Raw genomic sequence first — 23,201 nt, 5'->3', positions numbered from 1 at the left:
GGGGCGGCGTTTTTTCTTTGCGTGGCTAGAATGCCGTTCTTTCGCACAGTCGTGGGGCACGCGTGGCGCTTGGCACATGGATGAAGGGACGCCGATGGCTGGCCGTGCTGCTGGCTGGCGTCGCGATGGCCGCCTGCCAGCGCCAGGCGGGTCCGCTGGAGCAGGATGCCTACGTATGGCAGCGCCAATGGAATGGCGCCGTCGCATCCGCCTTGATGCAATCGGCCGATGCGATCCACGCGTGGCGTGTGCTTGCGGCGCAGACCGATGCCAGTGGCCGCCTGCAACCGGTGGCGATCGACCGTGCCGCGCTCGCCGCCACGCGCCGGCCGGTCGTGATGGTGGTGCGCATCGATGGGCAGTTGCCGCAATGGGATGCGCAAGCGCTGCTGGCGCAGACCGTCGCGTTGCGCGAGGCGTGGAAGGATCTTCCGCTGGCTGGCGTGGAGATCGATCACGATTGCGGCACGGCGCGCCTGCCGGCCTATGCGGATTTCCTCGCGCAGCTCAAGCACGCGCTCGGCGCGACGCCCCTGTCGATCACCGCCTTGCCCGCGTGGCTGCGTTCCGGCGAGCTGGAGCGCGTGGCCGCTCAAGTGGATGAAGTGGTTTTGCAGGTGCATGCGGTGCAATCGCCGCGCGCGGGGTTGTTCGATCCGACCTTGGCGCGAAGCTGGATCGACCGCTTCGCCGGGCGCGTCGGCAAGCCGTTCCGCGTGGCCTTGCCCACGTATGGTTCGCGCGTGTCGTGGGATGGTGACGGGCGGGTGGTCGCGGTGGAAAGCGAGGCGCCTTTGCTTGCCGGCGGCACGGAGGCGAGCGAGCTTGCCGCGGCGCCGGCCGAGGTGGCGAAGCTGCTCGCCGGCCTGCGCGAAGAGCCGCCGCACGGCCTGGCGGGCGTGGTCTGGTTCCGTCTGCCTACGGCTCAGGACAGCCGCGCCTGGAGCCTGCCGACCTGGCGCGCGGTGATGGCCGGCGCACCGCTGGACCAGTCGCTGGCGGTGTTCTTCCAGCCAGGTGCCGCAGCCGGCACGATGGACGTGATCTTGCGCAACGAAGGCGACGTGGACGCGCGCCTGCCGCAACGCATCGACTTGCCGGCGGGCTGCGTCATCGCCGACGGCGTGAATGGCTATGCGCTGACCTACCGCGACGGTCGGCCTTTCCTTCGGCGCGACCGCGACGGGTGGCTGCGCGCGCACTATCAGCGCGCGGTCGGATGGGCGCGCTGCCGCGACACGGCGGAGCCACCTCGCCTGGCGCCCTGACGCGGTGGCGGATCGTTCGCCGTCTATTCCGCTTCGGCCGGTTTGCCCGCATCATTTGCGGCCAAGCGCCACTCCCGTAGAGAAAGGATTTCCGATGCACAAGCGCCAATGGATCGCCGCCGGCCTGCTCGCCGGCGTCGCGGGTGCCGCCGTCTGGGCCTGCGGCCCGGACTTTCCCAGCCAGTTGCTGGATCACCGCGAGGCCACGCTGAAGGCGACGCCGCAGAACAGCTTCGCCTTCGAGGCGGCCCGGCTGCTGCCCGCGACCGATGAGCTGTCCGCCGACGATACCGGTGGGGAGGCCAAGCCGGACGATCCGGCGACGGTTGCCAAGTCGCTTGGTCTGACCGCCGCGCAGTGGCAGCAGATCGAACCGTTGCGCGAACTCGGAAGCGGCAGCGAGGCTTACGAAAAGGGCAAGGGCCTGCCGGAGGATCTGCGCCTTTATACCGCGGGCGCCGTCGATTACGACGTGGCGCGCAACGCCTGCGAAGGCGTCGACGAAGGCGAGGACGCCGCCGCGCTAGCGGAGTGCGAGGCGGCCTACAGACGTGACGCGGAGCATGCCGTGGCCAGCTTCGAGAAGCTGCTGGCGTTGCCGCCCGAGCAGGCCAGGCTGCGCTCGGTCTGGGCGGCTTACATGCTTGGCCGCATCCACGCCCAGGAGGCACGCGATCAGGCGGGCGACGCGGCGGTGTTCAAGCGCGAAAGCGAGGCGGCGGCCAAGGCGTTCCAGCTCGCCCGCACGCGCGCCCTCGGCGGCGCCAGCGATACGCAGGGCCTGGCGCTGTCCAGCTTCGGCGAGGAAGCGCGCTTGCATCTGTACGTCGACGGGAAGCCGTGCGGCTGGGACGAAATCAGCGGCCCGGACAACGACTGCGGCCTGAGTCTGGCGCCGGACGATCTCAAGCACGCCATCACGCTGTATGCCGCGCAGGCAGGCCACGGTTCCGGCGGCGCGGTGCAGTCGCTGGCGATCCTGGCCCATACCGCGCTGCGCGACGACAAGCTCGCTGCCGCGCTGATCGATCAGCCGGTGTCTCAACGGTTGCTGGTCGCGTATGCGCTGGCGCGCATGGACGACGTGGTCAGCGAAGCGGCCGACGGCAAGAGTTCCGTCCGCAAGCCCAATCCGAGCCTGGTCGCGCTGGTGTCGGCGATGGAGCAGCGCGGGCTGGATCACGTGGAGGGTGCCGACCGTCTCGCCGCGCTGGCCTATCGCGTAGGCCGCTACGATCTGGCTGCCAAGCTGATCGACAAGGCACCCGGTCCGCTGTCGAGCTGGGTGCGCGCCAAGCTGGCGCTGCAGAAGGGCGATCTCGCCGCCGCCGCCGCCGCCTACGCCGAGGCAGCGAAGGCTTTTCCCAAGGCCGACGATCCCAAGGCCAGCATCGAGCCCGGAAACACCCATCTGCTGGTGGGCGAACAAGGCGTGCTCGCACTTGCACGTGGCGAATACGTCGAGGCGCTGGGGCGGCTGTACGACGCCGCCAGTGCGGTGGGCAGCAGCGGCAACGAGTTTTCGGTCGACGACGAGACCAGCGGCATCGGCTTCGGCAACGACGTGTCGTACATCGCCGAGCGCGTGCTGACCATCGACGAGCTCAAGCAATTCGTGGATGCACGCGCTCCCGCTACGCCGGCCCCCGCACCGGCCAAGGCTGGCTCGGCGGAGCCGGAGTCGTACGGGTACGGCGCGTCGCTGGCCGACAATCTGCGCTGGTTGCTGGCGCGCCGCCTGATGCGCGCCGGCCGTTACGACGAGGCCCAGGCTTATTTCCCGGCCAGCGGCGATACGCGCTTCGGCAAGGAAGATTTGCGCGCGCGGGCGCGTGCGTTCGCACAGGCCGTGCACGATGCCGACCACGCCTGGACCGATATCGGCAAGGCCGAGGCGCGCTATGCCGCGGCGGCGATCCAGCGCGAGCAGGGCATGGAGCTGTTCGGCTACGAGCAGGGGCCGGATTATCAGGACGAAGGCGGCGGCTTCCAGGGCGGCAGCGGCCACTCCGCGGAGGATCTCAAGCAGTCGATGGTCACCGACGGCGAGCGCCAGCGCTTCGCCGACAGCGCCGCCAAGCCCGACCACCGCTTCCATTACCGCTATCTCGCTGCCGACCGTGCGGCCAGCGCCGCGGACCTGTTGCCGCCGCGCTCGCAGGCGTTCGCCGCCGTGCTGTGCAAGGCCGCCGGCTGGATGCTGGAAGGTCCGCCGGATTACGAGGACAACTACCAGGGGTACGGCGACGCGAAGCCCGCTGGTGTGCCGGAGCGGCTGCGCCGTGCACAGGCGCTGTACGACCGCTACGTGAAGCAGGGTCCGTATGTCGCCTGGGCCGACGATTTCGGCCAGACCTGCGAAGAGCCCGACTTCGACCGCGCACGCGCCATGCAGCGCCACCTTTACGTGGTGAAAGCCAAGCGGGCGGTGCGCCACCACCTGCCGTGGATCGGCGGCGGCGCGGTGGTGCTGGCGGCGGCGTTCGGCTTCTGGTTCGTGCGTCGGCGCAAGCGGGGCGCGCCGACGGCCTGAGCGGGCAGGGCGTGCCGGGGCGGGCGGGGTGCGGGATAATGCGCCGTTTCCCGCCGCCCGCGGGCGCCAGCCGAGTCCGCCGTTGAAGAAGTCCGATTTCGATTTCCAGCTCCCGCCCGAACTGATCGCCCAGGCGCCGCTGCCCGAGCGCTCGGCCAGCCGCCTGCTGCTGCTGGACACGGAAAGGCAGGCCCTGCAGGACCGCATGTTCCGTGACCTGCCCGGGCTGCTGCGCGCGGGCGACCTGCTGGTCTTCAACGACACGCGCGTACTGCCCGCGCGCCTGTACGGGCGCAAGGAAAGCGGCGGCGCGGTGGAGATCCTGCTCGAGCGCGTCACCGGTGCGCACGAGGCGATCGCGCAGCTGGGCGTGAGCAAAAAGCCGAAAGAGGGCGGCCGCATCGAGCTGGCCGATGGCAGCCATGCCGTGGTGCTGGGGCGCGACGGGCAGTTCTTCCGCCTGCGCTTCGAATCGCCCGAGCCGCTGGAACGACTGCTGCGCCGCCTCGGCGAGATGCCGCTGCCGCCGTATATCGAGCGCCATGCCGACGCCAGCGATCTGGAGCGCTACCAGACCGTGTTCGCCCGCGAACCCGGCGCGGTGGCGGCGCCGACGGCCGGCCTGCATTTCGACGAGGCGATGCTGGGCGCGCTGCGCGAACAGGGTGTGGAATTCGGCTACGTCACGCTGCATGTCGGTGCGGGTACGTTCCAGCCGGTGCGCGCGGACGACCTCAAGGACCACCAGATGCACCGCGAGTGGCTCAATGTCGGCGCGGGACTGGTCGAGCAGATATGCAAGACCCGTGCGCGCGGCGGCCGCGTGATCGCTGTGGGCACCACCGTGGTGCGCGCGCTGGAGAGCGCCAGCCGCGATGGCGTGCTGATGCCGTTCGCCGGGGAGACGCAGATTTTCATCTTCCCGGGCTACCGCTTCAGCAGCATCGACGGCCTGATCACCAACTTCCACCTGCCGCAGTCGACCTTGCTGATGCTGGTCTCGGCGCTGGCGGGACGGGAGTTCGTGCTGGATGCCTATCGCCACGCGGTGGAGCAGCGCTATCGCTTCTTCTCCTACGGCGACGCGATGATGATCCTGCCTCGCACCTGATGGGGCGCGGGGCGCCGAGCAGGCGGCCGTCAAACCGGCGATAATTGCGTCATGACTTCCCTTCGTTTCGACATCTCCGCCACCGACGGCGCGGCCCGGCGTGGCCGGCTCAGCTTTGACCGCGGCACGGTGGAAACCCCGGCCTTCATGCCGGTGGGCACCTATGGTTCGGTCAAGGCCATGACGCCGCGCGACATCCGCGAGATCGGCGCCGAGATCATCCTGGGCAATACGTTCCACCTGTTTCTGCGCCCCGGCCTGGAGGTGGTGGAGCAGTTCGGCGGGCTGCACCGCTTCATCGGCTGGGACAAGCCGATCCTTACCGACTCTGGCGGATTCCAGGTGTTCTCGCTGGCGCACAAGCGCAAGATCACCGAGGAGGGCGTGACCTTCGCCTCACCGGTGGATGGCTCCAAAGTGTTCCTCTCGCCGGAGGAGTCGATGCGGATCCAGAAGACGCTGGATTCGGATGTCGTGATGATCTTCGACGAGTGCACGCCGTACCCCGCGACGGAGAAGGTGGCCTCGACCTCGATGGAGCTGAGCCTGCGCTGGGCCGAGCGCTCGCGCCGGGCCTTCGACGATCTGAAGAATCCCAACTCGCTGTTCGGCATCGTGCAGGGCAGCGTGTACGAGAACCTGCGCCGGCGTTCGGCCGAGGGGCTGGTCGGCATCGGCTTCGACGGCTACGCGGTGGGCGGCCTGGCGGTGGGCGAGCCGGAGGCCGAGCGCAACCACACGCTGGACTTCACCGTGCCGCTGCTGCCGTTCGACAAGCCGCGCTACCTGATGGGCGTGGGGCGGCCGGAAGATATCGTCGAGGCGGTGCGCCGCGGCATCGATATGTTCGACTGCGTGATGCCGACCCGCAACGCGCGCAACGGCTTCCTGTTCACCGCCGAGGGCACGCTGCGCATCCGCAACGCCAAGTTCGCGCTGGACACGCGGGTGATCGAGGAGGGCTGCGACTGTTACGCCTGCGCCAGCGGCTTCAGCCGCGCCTACCTGCGCCATCTGGACCGCTGCAACGAGATCCTCGGCAGCCAGCTGGCCACCATGCACAACCTGCGGCACTACCAGCGCCTGATGGCCGGACTGCGGGAGGCCATCGCGGCCGGCAAGCTGGACGACTTCGTGGCGGAGTTCTACGCCCGGCGCGCACGCCCGGAAGGCTGAGCCCGCCCGGAGGCGAACGAAAGCGCCCGTGGGCGGTCTCTAGCCCCGCGTCCATGCGGGGTGGGCCGTGGTCCGGCTCGCATTTGCAGCATCCGGGCCGGCGGGAAAGGCCCGGGCCCCTTGCAAGCAACCCGGGGGGAACCCCATAAACCCGTGGCTTCTGCCCGCGCCATGGCCGTTTGGGCCGTGTGCGTGGGGACCGGGGGGCGTGGCATAATCCACGATCTTTTTCAGGCAGCTGGCGGAATTTCCAGCCGGTGCCGCTACTTACGAGACAAGATGATGAATCTTCCGAACGCTTTCGTGATCGCTCAGGCCGCTCCGGCCGCCGGTGCCCAGGCGCCGAACCCGCTGATGACCTTCCTGCCGCTGATCCTGCTGTTCGTGGTGTTCTACTTCCTGATGATCCGCCCGCAGATGAAGCGGCAGAAGGAGCATCGCGCCATGGTCTCGGCCCTGTCCAAGGGCGACGAAGTGGTGACCAACGGCGGCCTCGCCGGCCGCGTGGATGAGGTGGGCGAGTCGTTCATCAGCCTCGAGATCGCGCCGAACGTGAAGATCAAGGTGCAGAAGGGCGCCGTGTCCCAGGTGTTGCCGAAGGGCTCGTTGAAGTCGTCCTGAAGCAGGTTTCAAGGGGGAGCCGGCCGGGGTGGACGCCCCGCGCCGCGAAGCGAACGATGCTACCGCCGCGGCCTTCCGTGCCGCGGCTTTTGACGGATGCAAGGCATGAGTGATTTTCCTCGCTGGAAATATTTCCTGGTCGCCATCGTATTGGTGCTGGGCATCGTCTACGCGTTGCCCAACGCGTTCCTGCCGCAGCCGGCGGTGCAGGTCACCGCCAACCGCAACGGTGTGGTCGACCAGGCGCTCGAGCAGAAGGCGCTGGGTGCGCTCAAGCAGCAGAACATCGCCTACCAGAGCGCGGAGCTGAAGAACGACCACCTGCTGGTGAGCTTCGGCAATGCCGATGTGCAGAAGAGCGCGGGCGACGCCATCAAGGCGGCGCTGGGCGACGACTACACGGTGGCGTTCAACCTCAAGTCGACGGTGCCGCACTGGCTGTCCATGATCGGCGCGCGCTCCATGCCGCTGGGCCTGGACCTGCAGGGCGGCGTGCACTTCCTGATGGAAGTGGACCAGAACGACGTGGTGGACAAGCAGGAGACGCGCTACGCGGATGACATCCGCAGCCTGCTGCGCGAGAAGAACATCCGCTACGACTCGGTCAGCCGCAATGCCGTGCGCGGCCAGGGCGTGGCGATCGTGCTGCGTTCGGCCGAAGACCGCACCGCGGCGGCCAATGCGATCGCCACCGAATATCACGATCTCTCCGTGCAGGACGGACAGGTGACCGGCGACCGCTTCGTGCTCAACGCCGTGCTGCGCCCGGACAAGCTGCGCGAGACCTCGCTCGGCGCCGTGCGCCAGAACCTGGGCACGCTGCGCAACCGTATCAATGCGCTGGGCGTGTCCGAGCCGATCATCCAGCAGCAGGGCGACAGCCGCATCATCGTCGAACTGGCCGGCGTGCAGGACACCGCCGAGGCCAAGAAGCTGATCGGCGCGACCGCCACACTGGAATACCGCGCCGGCTACGGCACGCCGCAGCAGGCGCTGGATGCCATGCGCAGCGGTAACGTGCCGCCGGATGCGCGTCTGTACAAGGACCGCGATGGCCGTCCGTATCTGCTGAGCAAGAAGATCATCGTCACCGGCGATCAGCTGGTCGATGCCGCTTCCGGCACCGAGCAGCAATCCGGCTCGCCGATGGTGTCGGTGACGCTCAACGCCGCCGGCGCCAAGAAAATGCTGGACTACACCACCAGCAACGTCGGCAAGCCGATGGGCGTGGTGTACGTGGAACGCGTGGTCGAGACCAAGGTCGTCGATGGCAAGGAAGTGCGCACGCCGAAGATCACCGAGGAAGTGATCAACTACGCCACGGTCAACGGCGTGTTCGGCAAGAACTTCCAGACCACCGGTCTGCGCAGCCCGAAGGAAGCCTCGGACCTGGCGCTGCTGCTGAAGGGCGGTTCGCTGGCCGCGCCGATCGACATCGTCGAAGAGCGCGTGATCGGCCCGAGCCTGGGCCAGGACAACATCGCCAAGGGCATGAAGGCCGTGCTGATCGGCCTGGGTCTGGTGCTGCTGGCTGCCGCCATCTACTACAAGCTGTTCGGCCTGGTCGCCGACGTGGCGCTGTTCTTCAACCTGGTGATCCTGGTCGCGGTGATGTCGATGATCGGCGTGACCCTGACCATGCCGGGCATCGCCGGTATCGTGCTGACCCTGGGCATGGCGATCGACGCCAACGTGCTGATCTGCGAACGCGTGCGCGAAGAACTGCGCAACGGTTCCTCGCCGCTGGCCTCGATCCGCGCAGGCTACGAAAAGGCCTGGGCGACCATTCTCGACGCCAACGTCACCCACCTGATCGCCGCGCTGGCGCTGACCACGATGGGCTCCGGCCCGATCCGCGGCTTCGGCGTGACGCTGCTGATCGGCATCCTGACCTCGATGTTCACCTCGGTCACCGTGACTCACGCGATCACCGCGCTGATCCACGGCCATCGCAAGCTCAAGACGCTGTCGGTCTGAAGAGGAACTGGCAATCATGGAAATCTTCAACCACAACGCGAACGTCAACTTCCTGGGCATGCGCAAGGTCAGCATCGGCATCGCCGTGCTGCTCATGCTCGTCTCGATCGCACTGCTCGCCACGCGCGGCCTGAACTACGGCCTGGACTTCACCGGCGGTATCTCCGCCGAGGTGAACTACCAGCAGCCGGTGTCGGTGTCCGATGTGCGCGAGGCGCTGGCCAAGGCGGGCATGGAGCACGCCGTGGTGCAGAGCCTGGGCGGCACCAAGGAAGTGTCCATCCGCATGCAGCCGACCGCGGCGATGCTGGATCAGGGCAACCGGGTGAACCTGGACAAGGTGTCCGACGTCGTCAGCAAGGCCTTGCAGGCGGCCCGTCCGGACGCGCAGCTGAAGAGCCGCTCCTCGGTGAGCTCGCAGGTGGGCGACGAGCTGCGCAGCGACGGTGTCGTGGCCGCGGTGTTCGTGATCCTCGGCATCGGCATCTATCTGTGGATCCGCTTCGAGCGCCGCTTCGCCATCGCCGCGCTGGCCACCGAGGTGCATGACGTGCTGGTCACCCTGGGCGTGCTGGCGCTCACCGGTCGCGAGTTCGACCTGACCGTGCTGGCCTCGGTGCTGGCGGTGATCGGCTACTCGATCAACGACAAGGTGGTGGTGTTCGACCGTATCCGCGAGCTGTTCCGCCTGGCGCGCAAGGCCGAGCCGGAGGAGATCCTCAACCGCTCGATCAACAGCACGCTGTCGCGAACCATCATCACCTCGCTGTTCACCGCGATCACCATGGCGGCGCTGTACTTCATCGGCGGTGCGGTGGTGGCGGGCTTCGCCATCACCATGCTGATCGGCATCCTGGTCGGCACGCTCTCGTCCATCTTCGTGGCCAGCCCGATCCTGCTGTGGCTGGGCGTCTCCAAGAAGGACCTGATGCCGCAGACCAAGGAAAACCCGGAACTCGCACGGCGGCCGTAAATCCCGTGCCGAAAGTCATGAAAAAGGGCCCGGTTAATCCCGGGCCCTTTTTCTTTGGCGGGTCGATCCGAGCAATGGGCGCATTAAGTCATTAATGCCAAAGGGGGTTGTTACGGCTGTAACGGACGCGAGCGGCGATTATCTTCAATACGCTTCATCCGCAAGATATTGCGATACGTGCCAAGGAGTTATCGCGAGCGTTCGTGCTTCCCTGCGCCATACGTCAAGGAATGGTGGACGTGCGGTCCGTGGGAAACCGCACTGTGATGCGTTTCATTAAGTAATTGTTGACTTGTCGTAACGACAGACTTATTTTCAGAGTGTTCCTGTCACGACAGTCTGACGAAAGCTTGCTTACAGCCACGGGAGGCCCGCAAGAAATCGTCGTCATGACAGAGCATGCAGAGGGGCAGTCTGCAGGGGGATTCCTACAGGCGCAGCCTTTGCAAACTTTTGGCGTTTCGCCCAAGGCATCGGGCGTTGTTGCTTAATTTTTGCCCGCTACCCCACGCGGGCTTTTTCGGGGAGATCCAAATGAGTTTTCGTTCGTTGAATCGCGGTTATTTGCTGCGTCGTTCGGCGCTGGCGGCTGCCCTGGCGATGGGCATGACCGGTGCGGTGTTCGCCCAGTCGACCACCGGTACGATCTTTGGCCAGGCGGAAGCTGGCGAGACCGTCACGGCGACCAGCTCGACGGGTGTCAGCCGCCAGGCCGTCGCCGACAATTCGGGTCGTTACCGCATCAGCAACCTGCCGCTTGGCACCTACACGGTCGTCCTGCAGAAGAATGGCCAGACGGTCGACTCGCGCAACAACGTCGCGATCACCGTGAACGCGGGTACCGAAGTGTCGTTCGCTAGCGCCGCTAATGCCCAGGCGCTGTCGTCCGTGACCGTGACGGCGAACGCTCTGCCGGCCATCGACGTGTCGTCGGTGGATTCGCGTACGGTGATCACCGCGCAGCAGCTCGAGCACTTGCCGCTGGGCCGCAGCGCCGAAGCGATCGCGCTGCTTGCGCCGGGTGTGGTGCAGGGCAGCGGCTACTTCTCGGGCCAGAAGGCCGGTTCGTCGGTAGTGTCGTTCGGCGGTTCCTCGGTGACCGAGAACGCGTACTACATCAACGGCTACAATACGACCGACCCGCTGAGCAGCCTGGGTGGCATCAGCCTGCCTTACGGTTCCATCGACCAGCAGGAAATCTATACCGGCGGCTATAGCGCCATGTACGGTCGTTCGGACGGCGGCGTGCTTAGCCAGGTCGGCAAGCGCGGCACCAATGAGTGGCACTTCGGTGGCCAGGTACTGTGGTCGCCCCGTTTCCTCGCGCAGGATCCGAAGAGCATCTATTTCCCGAACAAGACCCTGCCCGACGGTTATGCCTATACCGACTCGTCGCTGCCCGGTACGCTTTACCGCTCGCGTAAGGACAACACCAGCTGGTCGACCACTTACAGCGCCTATGTCGGCGGTCCGCTGATCAAGGACAAGCTGTTCATGTTCGTGTCGGCCGAGGCCGAGAAGCAGGAAGGCAAGTCCACCTCTTCCATCCTCGCGTCGACGCCGGCCAATACGTACTACACGTACAAGATGCCGAAGTACTACGTGAAGCTCGACTGGAACATCAACGAGAGCAACATCCTCGAGTTGACCGGCATTTCCAACAAGACCGAGTACAGCGGCAAGCAGTACGTCTACGACTACGACACCCGTAAGGACGTTTCCTTCCTCGGCAATGACACGTCGACCAAGACCGGTTCGGATATCTACATCGGTAAGTACACCAGCTACATCACCGATGACCTGACTTTCTCGGCTACCTATGGCCAGAACCGCGCTGTCGACTACTCGACCGTGCCGGGGCTCGATCCGAGCCTCGTCTATGTGCGCGGCCCGAACAACCAGGATCCGGCGATCACCGGCGGTACGCCGATCCGCAACGGCAACTCGATCTTTTACGTGAAGGATCCGAGCGCAAAGAACAAGACGCACGGTCTGCGCCTCGACCTCGAATACAAGCTGGGCGATCACACGCTGACGGCTGGTATCGACAACATGCATTACGCCGCTACCAACGAAGGCCAGCAGGTCAGCGGTCCGGGTTATGCGTGGATCTATAGTCATTCCTCCAAGCCCAATGCTCCGATTCTCGAGGAGCAGGGTGTCGGTGCCCCCGGTGGCAATGGCTATTACGTCAGCAAGTACATCTTCAAGACCACGACCAGCATGTCGGTCAGCCAGAAGGCCCAGTACATCGAGGACCGCTGGCAGATCAACGACAAGTGGCTGCTGAGCCTTGGCCTGCGTGACGACCAGTTCACCAACTACAACGCTGCCGGCCAGGCATATGTAAAGAACAAGAACCAGTGGGCGCCGCGCCTGGGCTTCAGCTGGGACGTGTTCGGTGACTCCTCGTTCAAGGTGTTCGGCAACCTAGGCCGCTACTACCTCGCGCTGCCCAATAGCGTGGCGATCCGCGGCGCTTCGCCGTCGACCTTCACCTACGAGTACTTCACCTACACTGGCATCGATGCCAACGGTTATCCGACCGGCCTGTCGCCGCTCGGGCCCGGCCCCGTGTCGACCAACGGCGAGTACGGCGTGACGCCTGATCCGAAGACGGTGACAGCCAGCAACCTGAAGTCACAGTACCAGGACGAGGCGATCCTCGGCTTCAGCAAGACCTTCGGTCAGAACTGGGTCTATGGCGCCAAGGTCACCGTGCGCAAGCTGCAGTCAGCTATCGATGACGTGTGCGATACCGATCCGCTGGTTGCCAAGGCGATCGCTCAAGGCATCAACCCGGACTCCATCTCGCTGCCGCACAGCTGCCTGATCTTCAACCCGGGCAAGACCAACACCTTCCTCCTGGCCAAGACGGACGGTAGTGGCTACGAGCGCGTGAGCATGTCCACCCATGATTGGGGCTTCACCACGGGCGCGAAGCGCAAGTACTACGCGCTGGACATGTTCCTGGAGCACCCGTTCGACGGTAAGTGGCAGGGTCGCATCGACTACACCTTCTCGCGCAGCTACGGCAACACGGAAGGCCAGGTGCTCTCCACGGTCGGTCAGACGGACGTTTCCAAGACGCAGGACTGGGATGCCCCGTCGCTGATGGAGAACAGCAATGGCGAGCTTTCCAACAACCACACGCACCAGTTGAAGGCTTACGGCAGCTACGCGATCACCAAGGAGTGGCTGGTGTCCGGCGCGCTGCGTGTGCAGTCGGGCGCACCCAAGGCGTGTCTCGGCTACTACGGCGCTGACAACTCCGACCCCGCCGGTGGCTATTACTCGGCCTACCGCTGGTGCGCAGGCCAGCCGGCCACGCTCGGCAGCATGGGCCACCTGCCGTGGACCAAGATCGTCGACCTTGGCGTGACCTACCGTCCTGCCTTCGCAGACAACAAGCTGGCGTTCAACTTCAACGTCTTCAACGTGTTCAACGAGCGCAAGCCGACCGTGCTCGATGCCACCTACGAGGATGATCGCTTCACGGTGTCCAACACCTACGGTGCGGCTCTATACCAGACCACGCCGCGTTACGCCCGCTTCTCGGTCAGCTACGACTTCTAAGCGGTTGCTGCAGTCAAAAAGAGACATGGGTTGCGTTTTCGGGCGCAATCCATGTCTTGTATTGAAAGGGGGTAATAAAGCAGTAAGTTCCGTCCATGGAGGAGAGCCTTATGCGTAAGATCGTCGCCACTGCGCTAGCCCCGGTCATGTTGCTTGGTTTGGCGAGCAATGTTGGAGCCGTGGGTTCAAAGTCTTCGCAGCGTACGTACTTCAACGAGCAAGGGCAGGTGATTGGAGAGTCACTGCTCTATTGCAGCGGGGATAACCGGCACTGGGGGCAGGCGGATGACGCCAATCGAGACAGTGTTACCGTTTATTGGAGCTGTTCGGACGGCTCTGTAAAGGTCGATTTCGATATCGGTTTACCTGTAGAGCTTCGGCAAACCTTCTGCTCAAGATGGCCTGTTTGTTCCCAGTTGGGTCCGTGGCCTGTGGCAGAGCAAGGTGCGAATCCGCTCTTGCCTGGACTTCACTGAGCAATATGACGATTTGAGAATCGCCGGCTTTCGCCGGCGATTTTTCTATGCCGCTGGCATCGTTCCAGTGGATGCACTGTCCGGGCTAACTTGATCGTTTTCCTGTTGGGTTAACGGGTGCACGTGATGGGCTAGGTCATGCAGATCTAGCTGCTCCACCGGAATCGGCTCATACCCCGGCCCGAACGCCACCTCGCCCAGCCGCCATCCAGCCGGCCTCCGCACCGCCCCCCAGAACCGCTTCAGCGCCGCCCAATGCAGCCCGATCAGCCCATGATCGTTGTCGGCATCCACGGTCGGATCGCCCACGCCCGTCGGCCGCGGTGCCATCCCATATAGCGATGTCTTGAACAGTACATCCCACACCGACAGCACCTGCCCGAAGTTGCAGTTGTGCAGCCCCGGTCGCTCGGGATCGACCAGCATGTGGTGCAGGCGGTGGAATTTCGGATCGACGAAGATGCGTCCGAACACCGGGCCGAAACCGATGCGCACGTTGGCGTGCGAGAAGTTCTGCACCAGTTCGCCGATCAGCATCAGCCAAGCGAACTGGTCGGGTTCCACGCCGATCACGATGCCCACCGTCGCCAGCACCATCGACTGCAGGAAGCCGTCCACCAGGCTGCCGCGGTCGTTGGTCCAGCAGCTCATCTGGCGCTGGCTGTGATGCATGCTGTGCAGCGCCCACCACCAGGGCAGCGCGTGCTGCAGGCGGTGCATCCAGTAATAGACGCAGTCGTAGACCAGGTAATAGCAGAGGAACAGCAGCCACGGATGCTGCTTGAGCCACGGGATCCAATGCGTAAGCGCGAGCGGCGAGGCGCTCGCATCGGAGGGGCCGGTATCGGGGCCGCCGAAGTAGTTGGCGATCGGCGTGAGAATCAGGAAGCTGAAGAGCGGGAAGATGCCGATCAGCATCATCAGCGTGTACTGGAAATCCACGCGGGTGAGCTTGCGGTCGGTCCACTTTTCCGCCGGCACCAGGCTTTCCAGCGGGCGGAAGATGAAGCCGATGATGCATAGCTGCAGTGTGGCGACCAGCAGCGCTTCGGCGATGTCCTTGGGGTCGCCCGCCAGTCCGTCCAGATGCAGGAATTGCAGGACGGGGAGGACGCCATGGCCAGCAAACCAAGTGACCAGGTGGGACCAGAACGCGACCATCATCGATACCTTGCAGGAAAAAACGGCCGATCCTGCACGTGGAAAGCGAGGCGCGAAGCGCGGCGGGAGACCGCATGGCTTCTACAGAACCGGTCGGTACAGGATAGCGCCGGGCGGCGGCGCCTTCCATCCGGCAGGAAGTTGCGCGCGCCCGGTTCAGCGACGCAGTTGCGCGTCCAGTTCGGCCAGCTGCGCCGGGTTGCCGAGGTTGTGCCAGAAACCTTCGTAGCGTTCGCCGCTCAGCTGGCCATCGCGCATGGCCTGCTGGTACAGCGGCAGCAGCTTGAAGCGTCCTGGCGCCTGGCCGCGAAGGAACTCCGGTCGGTACACGCCGATGTTGCCGAAGGTCAGCCGTTCGCCCTCGCCGTGCTCGTGCAATTGATCTTGCGCGAGCACGAAATCGCCGGCGGCATGCCAATCCGGATTGGGCACCATGACCAGGTGGGCGAGGCCGGCGGGCTCCAGCGGCAGCATGGCGTAGTCGTAGTCGCTATAGATATCGGCGCTCACTGCGATGAACGGTTCCGGGCCGAGCAGTGGCAGCGCGTTGAGCATGCCGCCGCCCGTCTCCAGCGGCGTCGGCCCTTCGTAGGCGTAGCGAATGCGCAGACCCCAGCGCGAACCATCGCCCAAGGCATCGGGAAACTGTTCGGCCAGGTGCGAGGTGTTGATCACGACGTAGTGCACGCCCGCCGCCGCGAGCTTTTCCAGATGCCACACGATCAGCGGCTTCCCGCCGGCCAGCAGCAGCGGCTTGGGCGTGTGGTCGGTGAGCGGGCGCATGCGCTCGCCCAGTCCGGCGGCAAAGATCAGCGCGTGCCTCATGCGGCGGCCACCTGGGTGAGGTCGCGGCCGGCGGCATGGCGCTCCAGCAAGGCGGCGAAGTCGGCCAGCTCCGGATAGCTGCGCGCCACCGCGATCACGTAGTGATATACGGTCGGCACGTCGGCGAGATAGCCCGGCTTGCCGTCGCGATACCACAGCCGATAGAACTGGCCGAGGACGCGTATGTGCCGGTGCAGGCCGGTGAGGTCGAACCAGCGCAGGAAGCGCGCCGCGTCCACATCGGCATCGATCACGCCCGAGTCGAGCAGGCGTCGGCGATAGGACTCTACCCAGGCTTCGACGCGTTCGCGCGGCCACACGATGTAGGCGTCGCGCAGCAGCGAGGCGAGGTCATAAGTGATGGGGCCGGCCAGCGCGCCCTGGAAATCGATGATGCCGGGATTGTCGCGTTCGACGATCAGCAGGTTGCGGCTGTGATAGTCGCGATGCACGAAGCAGCGCGGCTGCTCCAGCGCGTTGCTCACGATCAGGCCGAACGTCGCTTCCAGTACGTCCCACTCATCGCAGGTCGGCGTGTGGCCGAGATGGCGCGTGAGAAACCATTCCGGCATCACTTCCAGGCCGCGCACCAGCACGTCGCGGTCGAACAGCGGCAGCTCGCGCCATTCCATGCGCGTCTGCATGCGCAGCAGCGCATCCATGGCATCGCCGTAGAGCGCATCGGCATTCCGTTCGTTCAACTCGGACAGGTAGAGCCGCTGGCCCAGATCCTCGATCAGCAGGAAGCCTTGCTCCAGATCCTTGGCGCGTACCGCCGGCACGTGCAGGCCCGCAGCGGCCAGGCGCTCGCCGATCGCCAGCCAGGGGCGCGGATCCTCCTGCGCCGGCGGCGAATCCATCACGATCCAGCTGGTACCGCCGTGACGGGTGCGCCAGTAGCTGCGGAAGCTGGCGTCGGACGACGCCGGTTCCAGGGCGAGCGTGGGGTCGTCGAGAACGGAGCGGGCCCAGGCGAGGCGGGCGGCGGAGCGGTCGGTCATGGCGTGCTGGCGTTTGGCTTGGCGGGCAGCTTAGCGGGGCGCACTGGCATGAAAAAGCCCGCGCGATGCTTCGCGCGGGCTCTGTTGCGGCGATCGATGGTCAGGAGAGGTTGTAGGCCTTCTCTTCGTGCAGTGCGATGTCCAGGCCCATCATTTCCTGCTCGTCGTCCACGCGCAGGCCCAGCGTCTTATCGATCAGCTTCAGCAGCACGAAGCTCAGCAGCGCGCTCCACGCGATGGTGAAGCCCACGCCCTTGGCCTGGATCCACAACTGCCCCCACAGCGACGTCACCGTGCCGAACCCGCCCAGCGTGGGTGAGGCGAGCGGACCGGTGAGCAGGCCGCCGAGGATGCCGGCCACCGCATGCACGCCGAACACGTCGAGCGAGTCGTCGTAGCCGAGCTTGTGCTTGAGGCGCGTGGCGCTGAAGAAGCACACCACGCCGGCGACGAAGCCCAGGACCAGCGAGCCGCCGGGACCTGCGGTACCGGCCGCGGGCGTAACGGCGACGAGCCCCGCGACTGCGCCAGACACGATGCCCAGTACGCTCGGGCGGCCATGCGTGATCCACTCGGCCACCAGCCAGCCCAGCGCAGCGGCGGCGGTGGCGATCTGCGTCACCAGCATGGCCATGCCGGCGCTGCCGTTGGCGGCGACGGCGGAGCCGGCATTGAAGCCGAACCAGCCCAGCCACAGCAGGCTGGCGCCGATCACCGTGTAGCCCAGGTTGTGCGGCGGCATCGGCACCTGCGGGTAGCCGCGGCGCTTGCCGATCACCAGGCACGCGACGAGACCGGCGATACCCGCGTTGATGTGCACCACCGTGCCACCGGCGAAATCGAGCACGCCCAGGTCGCCAAGCAGCGAGCCAGGGCCGCTCCACACCATATGCGCCACCGGCAGATAGACGAAGGTCAGCCACAGTCCGCTGAACCACAGCATCGCGCTAAACTTCATGCGCTCGGCATAGGCGCCGACGATCAGCGCCGGCGTGATGATCGCGAAGGTGAGCTGGAACATCACGAACACGGCCTCGGGCACCGTCTGGTAACGCGAGTCTGGCTTCAGCCCCGCGAGCATCGCCCGATCCAGTCCGCCGATGATCGAGTGCAGTCCCGTAACGCCCGCCTGCATGCCTTCGCTGCTGAAGGCCAGCGAATAGCCGTAAACGATCCACAGCACCGTCACCATCGCGGTGATGGCGAAACACTGCATCAACACCGACAGCAGGTTCTTCGCGCGCACCATGCCGCCATAGAACAGCGCCAGCCCCGGGATCGTCATCAGCAGCACCAGCGCGGTGGCGGTGAGCATCCACGCGGTATCGCCGCTGTCGATGTGCGTCGGCGCCGCTGCCTGGCCCCAGGCCGGCAGCGCGAGTGCCATGAGCGGAAGGATGGAAGCGGAACGCAGGATCAGTCGCTGGTTAGAGCGCATCGGTGTCGACCTCCATCGTGCGGATGCGAATAGCCTGTTCCAGCTCGCTCACGAAGATCTTGCCGTCGCCGATCTTGCCGGTGCGCGCCGCGCCGCTGATCGCTTCGATGGCATGGTCCAGCTGCTCGTCGGCGACGGCGACTTCCACTTTCAATTTAGGCAGGAAATCCACCACATACTCGGCACCGCGGTAGAGCTCGGTATGGCCGTGCTGGCGGCCGAAGCCCTTCACTTCGGTCACGGTCATGCCGGCGATGCCGGCTTCCGCCAGGGCTTGCCGCACGTCGTCCAGCGTGAAGGGTTTGATGATGGCGGTGATCCACTTCATCCGGCGCTCCCCCGGGTTCTGGTTGTATGTGGCGGTGCAGCACGATGCGTGCCAGCGGAGCGCCTCGCGCGTATCCGCACGGATTCATAGGGTTAGCCCATGGCAGGTGTGGCCTTAGCGCTTGTTTGGCGCTAAGGCGGTGCGCTGTTGCGTACTCTTGGTGCAATACCGTGCATTGACCCGATGCCGCTTAATCCGTACCATTTTGGTCCCGATTCGAGCCGATTCGTCTCCTTCCTATTCCCCATGCTCCGCGTCAGCCGCCTCACCGATTACGCCACGGTGGTGATGACCTGCATCGCCGCCCATCCGCACGACGTGCTCAGCACCGCGCAGATCGCCGACGAGGCGCGGCTGGAGCTGCCCACCGTCAGCAAGCTGCTGAAGTCGCTCAGCCACGCGGGGCTGGTGGAATCGTTCCGCGGCGTCAACGGCGGCTACCGGCTGGCGCGCCCGGCCGAGGCCATCTCGCTGGCGCAGATCGTCGAAGCGATGGAAGGACCGATCGGCATGACCGAGTGCGGCGTCGCCGAAGGGCAGTGCGAACGCGAATCGCAATGCAACGTGCGCGGCAGCTGGCGCCTGGTGAGCCATGTCGTGGACAACGCGCTGCGCGCAGTGAGCCTAGCCGACATGCTCAAGCCGCCGGTGCCGCCCCAGATCGCCACCGTCGCACTCAGCACCCTGAAAAGCAGGACCACCGCATGACCAGCGAACCCAGCAACACGGCCGTCGAAGAGAGCACCGTCACCGCGCTGCGCGACAACGCCCAGGTGGCCGAGGCGCTCGGCCGCCGCTACGAAGCCGGCTTCGTCACCGACATCGAAACCACCAGCCTGCCGCCGGGCCTCAACGAAGACATCATCCGCCAGCTCTCCGCGATCAAGCAGGAGCCGGAGTGGATGACCGAGTGGCGCCTGAAGGCTTATCGCCACTGGCTGACCATGCCGACGCCGGACTGGGCCAAGTTGAACCTCACGCCGATCGACTACCAGGCGATCAGCTACTACGCCGCGCCCAAGGCCGGCCCCAAATCGCTGGACGAGGTCGATCCGAAGCTGCTGGAAACCTACGACAAGCTCGGCGTGCCGTTGCACGAGCGCGCCAAGCTGGCCGGTGTGGCGGTGGATGCGGTGTTCGATTCGGTCTCCGTCGGCACCACCTTCCGCAAGGAGCTGGCCGCCGCCGGCGTGATCTTCTGCTCGATGAGCGAAGCGATCCGCGAGCACGGCGACCTGGTACAGAAGTACCTCGGCAGCGTGGTGCCCACGGGCGACAATTACTTCGCCGCACTCAACTCGGCGGTATTCTCCGACGGTTCGTTCGTGTTCGTGCCCAAGGGCGTGCGCTGCCCGATGGAGCTGTCCACGTACTTCCGCATCAACGCGATGAACACCGGCCAGTTCGAGCGCACCCTGATCGTGTGCGAGGACGACGCCTACGTCTCCTATCTCGAAGGTTGCACCGCGCCGATGCGCGACGAGAACCAGCTGCATGCCGCGGTAGTGGAGCTGGTCGCGCTGGAGCGCGCGCAGATCAAGTACTCCACCGTGCAGAACTGGTACCCTGGCGACGAGAACGGCGTCGGCGGCATCTACAACTTCGTGACCAAGCGCGGCGATTGCCGCGGCGACGATTCCAAGATTTCCTGGACGCAGGTGGAGACCGGCTCGGCCATCACCTGGAAATACCCCAGCTGCGTGCTGCGCGGCGACCGCTCGGTGGGCGAGTTCTACTCGGTGGCGCTGACCCACCATCGGCAGCAGGCCGACACCGGCACCAAGATGATCCACATCGGCAAGCACACCAAGTCGAAGATCGTCTCCAAGGGCATCAGCGCCGGCCGCAGCTCCAATGCCTATCGCGGCCTGGTGAAGGTGGAGAAGGGCGCCGAAGGCGCGCGCAATTACACCCAGTGCGATTCGCTGCTGATCGGCAAGCGCTGCGGCGCGCACACCTTCCCGTATATGGAAGTGAAGAACCCCAGCGCGATCGTCGAGCACGAGGCGACCACCTCGAAGATCTCCGACGACCAGCTGTTCTACTGCCGCAGCCGCGGCATCGGCGAGGAAGACGCCGTATCGATGATCGTCGACGGCTTCTGCAAGCAGGTCTTCCGCGAACTGCCGATGGAGTTCGCGGTGGAAGCGAAGAAACTGCTCGAGGTCTCGCTGGAAGGGGCCGTCGGATGAAACGCGCAGCACTGTTCGCCGCCTTGCTGGCGATGCCGTTTGCCGCGCTGGCCGGCGGTCAGGAGGACTGCAATCCGACCGGCTCGCAGCGGGAGCTGAATGCCTGCGCCGGCGACGATTTCGCCAAGGCCGATGCGGAACTCAACCGGGTTTGGAAGGCCATACAGACGAGGTACAAGGACCAGCCGGTGTTCCTGGAGAAGCTGAAGGCTTCGCAGAAATTGTGGATCCAGTTCCGCGACGCGGAACTGGAAGCCACTTATCCGGTGGGCAAGAACGACGACCCGCGCGCGCAGTACGGGTCGGCCTATCCGATGTGCGTGGGCGAGGCCAAGGCTACCTTGACCCGGCAGCGCACCGAGCAGCTAAAAGCCTGGCTCGATGGGTCGGACGAGGGCGACGTCTGCGCCGGGTCGGTAAAAAATTCCACGGAACTGAAATCGAAGTGACCATGCTCAAGATCGAGAACCTGCACGCCCGCGTCGAGGGCAAGCCCATCCTCAAGGGCCTCACGCTCACCGTGAATCCCGGCGAGGTGCACGCCATCATGGGGCCCAACGGCGCCGGCAAGTCCACCCTGGGCAATGTGCTGTCCGGGCGCGACGGCTACGAGGTAACCGAAGGCTCGGTGATCTTCGAAGGCCGCGACCTGCTCGCGCTGGAGCCGGAAGAGCGCGCCGCCGCCGGCGTATTCCTCGCGCTGCAATATCCGGTGGAAATCCCCGGCGTTAACAACACCTACTTCCTGCGCGCGGCGCTCAATGCGCAGCGCAAGCAGCGCGGCGAGGCGGAACTCGATTCCATGCAGTTCCTCAAGCTGGTGCGCGAGAAGCTCAAGATCATGCAGATCTCGGACGAGCTGCTGCATCGCGCGGTGAACGAAGGCTTTTCCGGCGGCGAGAAGAAGCGCAACGAGATCTTCCAGATGGCCGTACTGGAGCCGAAGCTGGCGATCCTGGACGAGACCGATTCGGGCCTGGACATCGATGCGCTCAAGCAGGTGGCCCAGGGCGTTAACGCGCTGCGCTCGCCGCAACGTTCGTTCCTGATGATCACCCACTATCAGCGCCTGCTGCATTACATCGAGCCGGACTTCGTGCACGTGCTGGCCGATGGCCGCATCGTCGAGAGTGGCGACAAGACGCTGGCGCTGAAGCTGGAAGAACACGGCTACGCCTGGGTGAACGAGCGCAGCCCGGTCCAGGCCGGAGCGCAGGCATGAGCCAGCCGGTGCGTTCGCCGTTCGTCGAATCGCTGCCGGCGGCCGACGCCCTGGCGGGGCTGCCCGGCAGCGGCGTGGCCTGGCTCGATGCGGCGCGGCGGGAGAACCTCGACGGGCTCGCGCAGGCCGGCCTGCCGGACACGCGGGTGGAGGCCTGGAAGTACACCGCACTGCGCGCGCTGGCTCAGCGCCGGTTCGCGCATGGCGATGCGGAAGCGACGAAGCGCGCCGTCGATCCGGCGATGCTGGCCCTGCCCGGCGTCGACGGTCCGCGCCTGGTCTTCGTCAACGGCGTGTTTCGCGCCGATCTGTCGCTGCTGGCTGATATTCCGGCGGGCCTGAGCGTGCGTTCGCTGTCGCAGGCACTGCATGAGGATGCCGAGGGTCTGCGCTTTGCGTTGTCGCATCGCTACCGCGAAGCGGGCGATGCGTTCGCGCGGCTCAACGCTGCGCTGGCCGGTGACGGCGTGGTGCTGCGCGTGGCGGCAGGCGCCGCGGTCGCGCAGCCCGTGCATCTGCTGTTCGTGGGCGCGCCGGCCGACGGCGACCTGGGCTGGCATCTGCGCAATGTCGTGGTGCTGGAAGAGGGCGCGCGTCTCACCCTGATCGAGCATCACGCGGCGAGCGGCGCGCATCGTCATCTCTCCACCGTGTTCAGCGACGTGGTGCTGCGCGACGGCGCGGCGCTGCAACATGTCGTGATGCAGGATGCTGCCGAAGACGCCACGCTGGTCCGGCGCAGCCAGTTCCAGCTCGGCGCCCGCGCGCACGTCGCGCTGCATGTGGCAGAACTGGGTGGCGCCCTGGTGCGCCACGACCTGCATGCCGAGCTGACGGGCGACGAAGCCCGCTTCGACTCGCGCGGCGTCTTCGCCCTGCACGGCCGCCAGCACGTGGACACGCAGCTGTCGGTACGGCATCAGGCGCTGCGTACCGCATCCGAATCCAACTGGCGCGGCGTGGCCGATCAGCGTTCGCGCGGCGTGCTGCGCGGTGCCATCGTGGTGGCCGAGGGCGCCGACGGTACCGATGCGTCGCTCTCCAGCAAGAACCTGCTGCTGTCAGCGCAGGCCGAGATCGACACCAAGCCGGAGCTGGAGATCTACGCCGACGAAGTGAAGGCGGCGCACGGTGCCACGGTCGGCCAGCTGGACGAGCGCGCGCTGTTCTACCTGCGCTCGCGCGGCATCCCGCAGGCGGAAGCGCGCGCGATGCTCACGGCGGCGTTCTGCCGCGCCGTGTTGCAGGACCTGCCGAACGACGCGCTGCGCGACCATCTCTCCCATCTGCTGCTCGCGCACCTGCCGGCTGAATGACGCCTAC

Annotated in this window: 19 protein-coding genes; 14 read left to right on the top strand and 5 right to left on the bottom strand. The window is 65.7% G+C overall.

Annotated elements, in window-relative coordinates; all coding sequences use genetic code 11:
- The first annotated feature begins 80 nt into the window (after positions 1–80).
- From ACNR9O_RS14995 to ACNR9O_RS14955, 9 genes are all read left to right on the top strand, one after another.
- Positions 81–1,268, top strand: coding sequence for a DUF3142 domain-containing protein (locus ACNR9O_RS14995; protein ID WP_473687442.1), 1,188 nt, complete (start codon positions 81–83; stop codon positions 1,266–1,268).
- Positions 1,269–1,362: 94 nt separating this feature from the next.
- On the top strand, positions 1,363–3,801 hold the full coding sequence (locus tag ACNR9O_RS14990) for a hypothetical protein (protein WP_473687444.1): 2,439 nt from the start codon (positions 1,363–1,365) through the stop codon (positions 3,799–3,801).
- Between the two features lie 82 nt (positions 3,802–3,883).
- Positions 3,884–4,912, top strand: coding sequence for a tRNA preQ1(34) S-adenosylmethionine ribosyltransferase-isomerase QueA (gene queA, locus ACNR9O_RS14985; RefSeq protein WP_473687446.1), 1,029 nt, complete (start codon positions 3,884–3,886; stop codon positions 4,910–4,912).
- Positions 4,913–4,963: 51 nt separating this feature from the next.
- Positions 4,964–6,088, top strand: a complete 1,125-nt coding sequence (tgt, locus tag ACNR9O_RS14980; RefSeq protein WP_473687448.1) for a tRNA guanosine(34) transglycosylase Tgt — start codon at positions 4,964–4,966, stop codon at positions 6,086–6,088.
- Between the two features lie 282 nt (positions 6,089–6,370).
- Positions 6,371–6,709 (top strand): preprotein translocase subunit YajC, encoded by a 339-nt coding sequence (gene yajC / locus ACNR9O_RS14975; RefSeq protein WP_473700789.1) that lies wholly within the window; start codon positions 6,371–6,373, stop codon positions 6,707–6,709.
- A gap of 105 nt (positions 6,710–6,814) precedes the next feature.
- Entirely contained in the window at positions 6,815–8,686 is a 1,872-nt protein-coding gene (gene secD / locus ACNR9O_RS14970) for a protein translocase subunit SecD (RefSeq protein ID WP_473687451.1), read from the top strand.
- A 16-nt stretch (positions 8,687–8,702) separates the two neighbouring features.
- Positions 8,703–9,659 (top strand): protein translocase subunit SecF, encoded by a 957-nt coding sequence (gene secF / locus ACNR9O_RS14965; RefSeq protein WP_473687453.1) that lies wholly within the window; start codon positions 8,703–8,705, stop codon positions 9,657–9,659.
- A 534-nt stretch (positions 9,660–10,193) separates the two neighbouring features.
- Positions 10,194–13,235, top strand: a complete 3,042-nt coding sequence (locus ACNR9O_RS14960) for an outer membrane beta-barrel protein (RefSeq protein ID WP_473687455.1) — start codon at positions 10,194–10,196, stop codon at positions 13,233–13,235.
- Positions 13,236–13,345: 110 nt separating this feature from the next.
- On the top strand, positions 13,346–13,711 hold the full coding sequence (locus tag ACNR9O_RS14955; protein ID WP_473687457.1) for a hypothetical protein: 366 nt from the start codon (positions 13,346–13,348) through the stop codon (positions 13,709–13,711).
- Between the two features lie 45 nt (positions 13,712–13,756).
- Here ACNR9O_RS14955 and ACNR9O_RS14950 read toward each other — a convergent pair whose 3' ends face one another.
- From ACNR9O_RS14950 to ACNR9O_RS14930, 5 genes are all read right to left on the bottom strand, one after another.
- Complete coding sequence (locus tag ACNR9O_RS14950) at positions 13,757–14,875, bottom strand: sterol desaturase family protein (RefSeq protein ID WP_473687459.1); 1,119 nt, start codon at positions 14,873–14,875, stop codon at positions 13,757–13,759.
- A gap of 153 nt (positions 14,876–15,028) precedes the next feature.
- The gene (murU, locus tag ACNR9O_RS14945) at positions 15,029–15,697 is read right to left on the bottom strand and encodes an N-acetylmuramate alpha-1-phosphate uridylyltransferase MurU (RefSeq protein ID WP_473687461.1); all 669 of its coding nucleotides are present in this window, start codon (positions 15,695–15,697) and stop codon (positions 15,029–15,031) included.
- Positions 15,694–16,698, bottom strand: a complete 1,005-nt coding sequence (locus ACNR9O_RS14940; protein WP_473687463.1) for an aminoglycoside phosphotransferase family protein — start codon at positions 16,696–16,698, stop codon at positions 15,694–15,696. Before ACNR9O_RS14940 ends, murU begins: the two co-directional genes overlap by 4 nt.
- Positions 16,699–16,798: 100 nt before the next feature.
- Positions 16,799–18,136 carry an ammonium transporter gene (locus ACNR9O_RS14935; RefSeq protein WP_473687465.1) on the bottom strand — a complete coding sequence of 446 codons (1,338 nt, stop codon included), beginning with the start codon at positions 18,134–18,136 and terminating at the stop codon, positions 16,799–16,801.
- Positions 18,126–18,464, bottom strand: coding sequence for a P-II family nitrogen regulator (locus tag ACNR9O_RS14930; RefSeq protein WP_473687467.1), 339 nt, complete (start codon positions 18,462–18,464; stop codon positions 18,126–18,128). Before ACNR9O_RS14930 ends, ACNR9O_RS14935 begins: the two co-directional genes overlap by 11 nt.
- 246 nt (positions 18,465–18,710) lie before the next feature.
- Here ACNR9O_RS14930 and ACNR9O_RS14925 point away from each other — a divergent pair, with 246 nt between their 5' ends.
- From ACNR9O_RS14925 to sufD, 5 genes are read left to right on the top strand one after another with little or no spacing between them, the layout of a single operon-like run.
- Positions 18,711–19,172, top strand: coding sequence for an SUF system Fe-S cluster assembly regulator (locus ACNR9O_RS14925; RefSeq protein WP_473687469.1), 462 nt, complete (start codon positions 18,711–18,713; stop codon positions 19,170–19,172).
- Positions 19,169–20,656: a Fe-S cluster assembly protein SufB gene (sufB, locus tag ACNR9O_RS14920; protein WP_473687471.1), complete on the top strand. Its 1,488-nt coding sequence runs from the start codon at positions 19,169–19,171 to the stop codon at positions 20,654–20,656. The genes ACNR9O_RS14925 and sufB overlap by 4 nt, the downstream gene beginning before the upstream one ends.
- A complete protein-coding gene (locus ACNR9O_RS14915; protein WP_473687473.1) occupies positions 20,653–21,105 on the top strand; it encodes a lysozyme inhibitor LprI family protein in 453 nt (150 codons plus the stop codon). Before sufB ends, ACNR9O_RS14915 begins: the two co-directional genes overlap by 4 nt.
- 2 nt (positions 21,106–21,107) lie before the next feature.
- Complete coding sequence (sufC, locus tag ACNR9O_RS14910) at positions 21,108–21,878, top strand: Fe-S cluster assembly ATPase SufC (RefSeq protein ID WP_473700650.1); 771 nt, start codon at positions 21,108–21,110, stop codon at positions 21,876–21,878.
- Complete coding sequence (sufD, locus tag ACNR9O_RS14905) at positions 21,875–23,194, top strand: Fe-S cluster assembly protein SufD (RefSeq protein ID WP_473687477.1); 1,320 nt, start codon at positions 21,875–21,877, stop codon at positions 23,192–23,194. Before sufC ends, sufD begins: the two co-directional genes overlap by 4 nt.
- Positions 23,195–23,201 lie beyond the last annotated feature (7 nt).

The sequence above is a fragment of the Dyella sp. CR10 genome, assembly GCF_055814425.1.
This window is presented reverse-complemented; position numbering and strand designations above follow the sequence as displayed.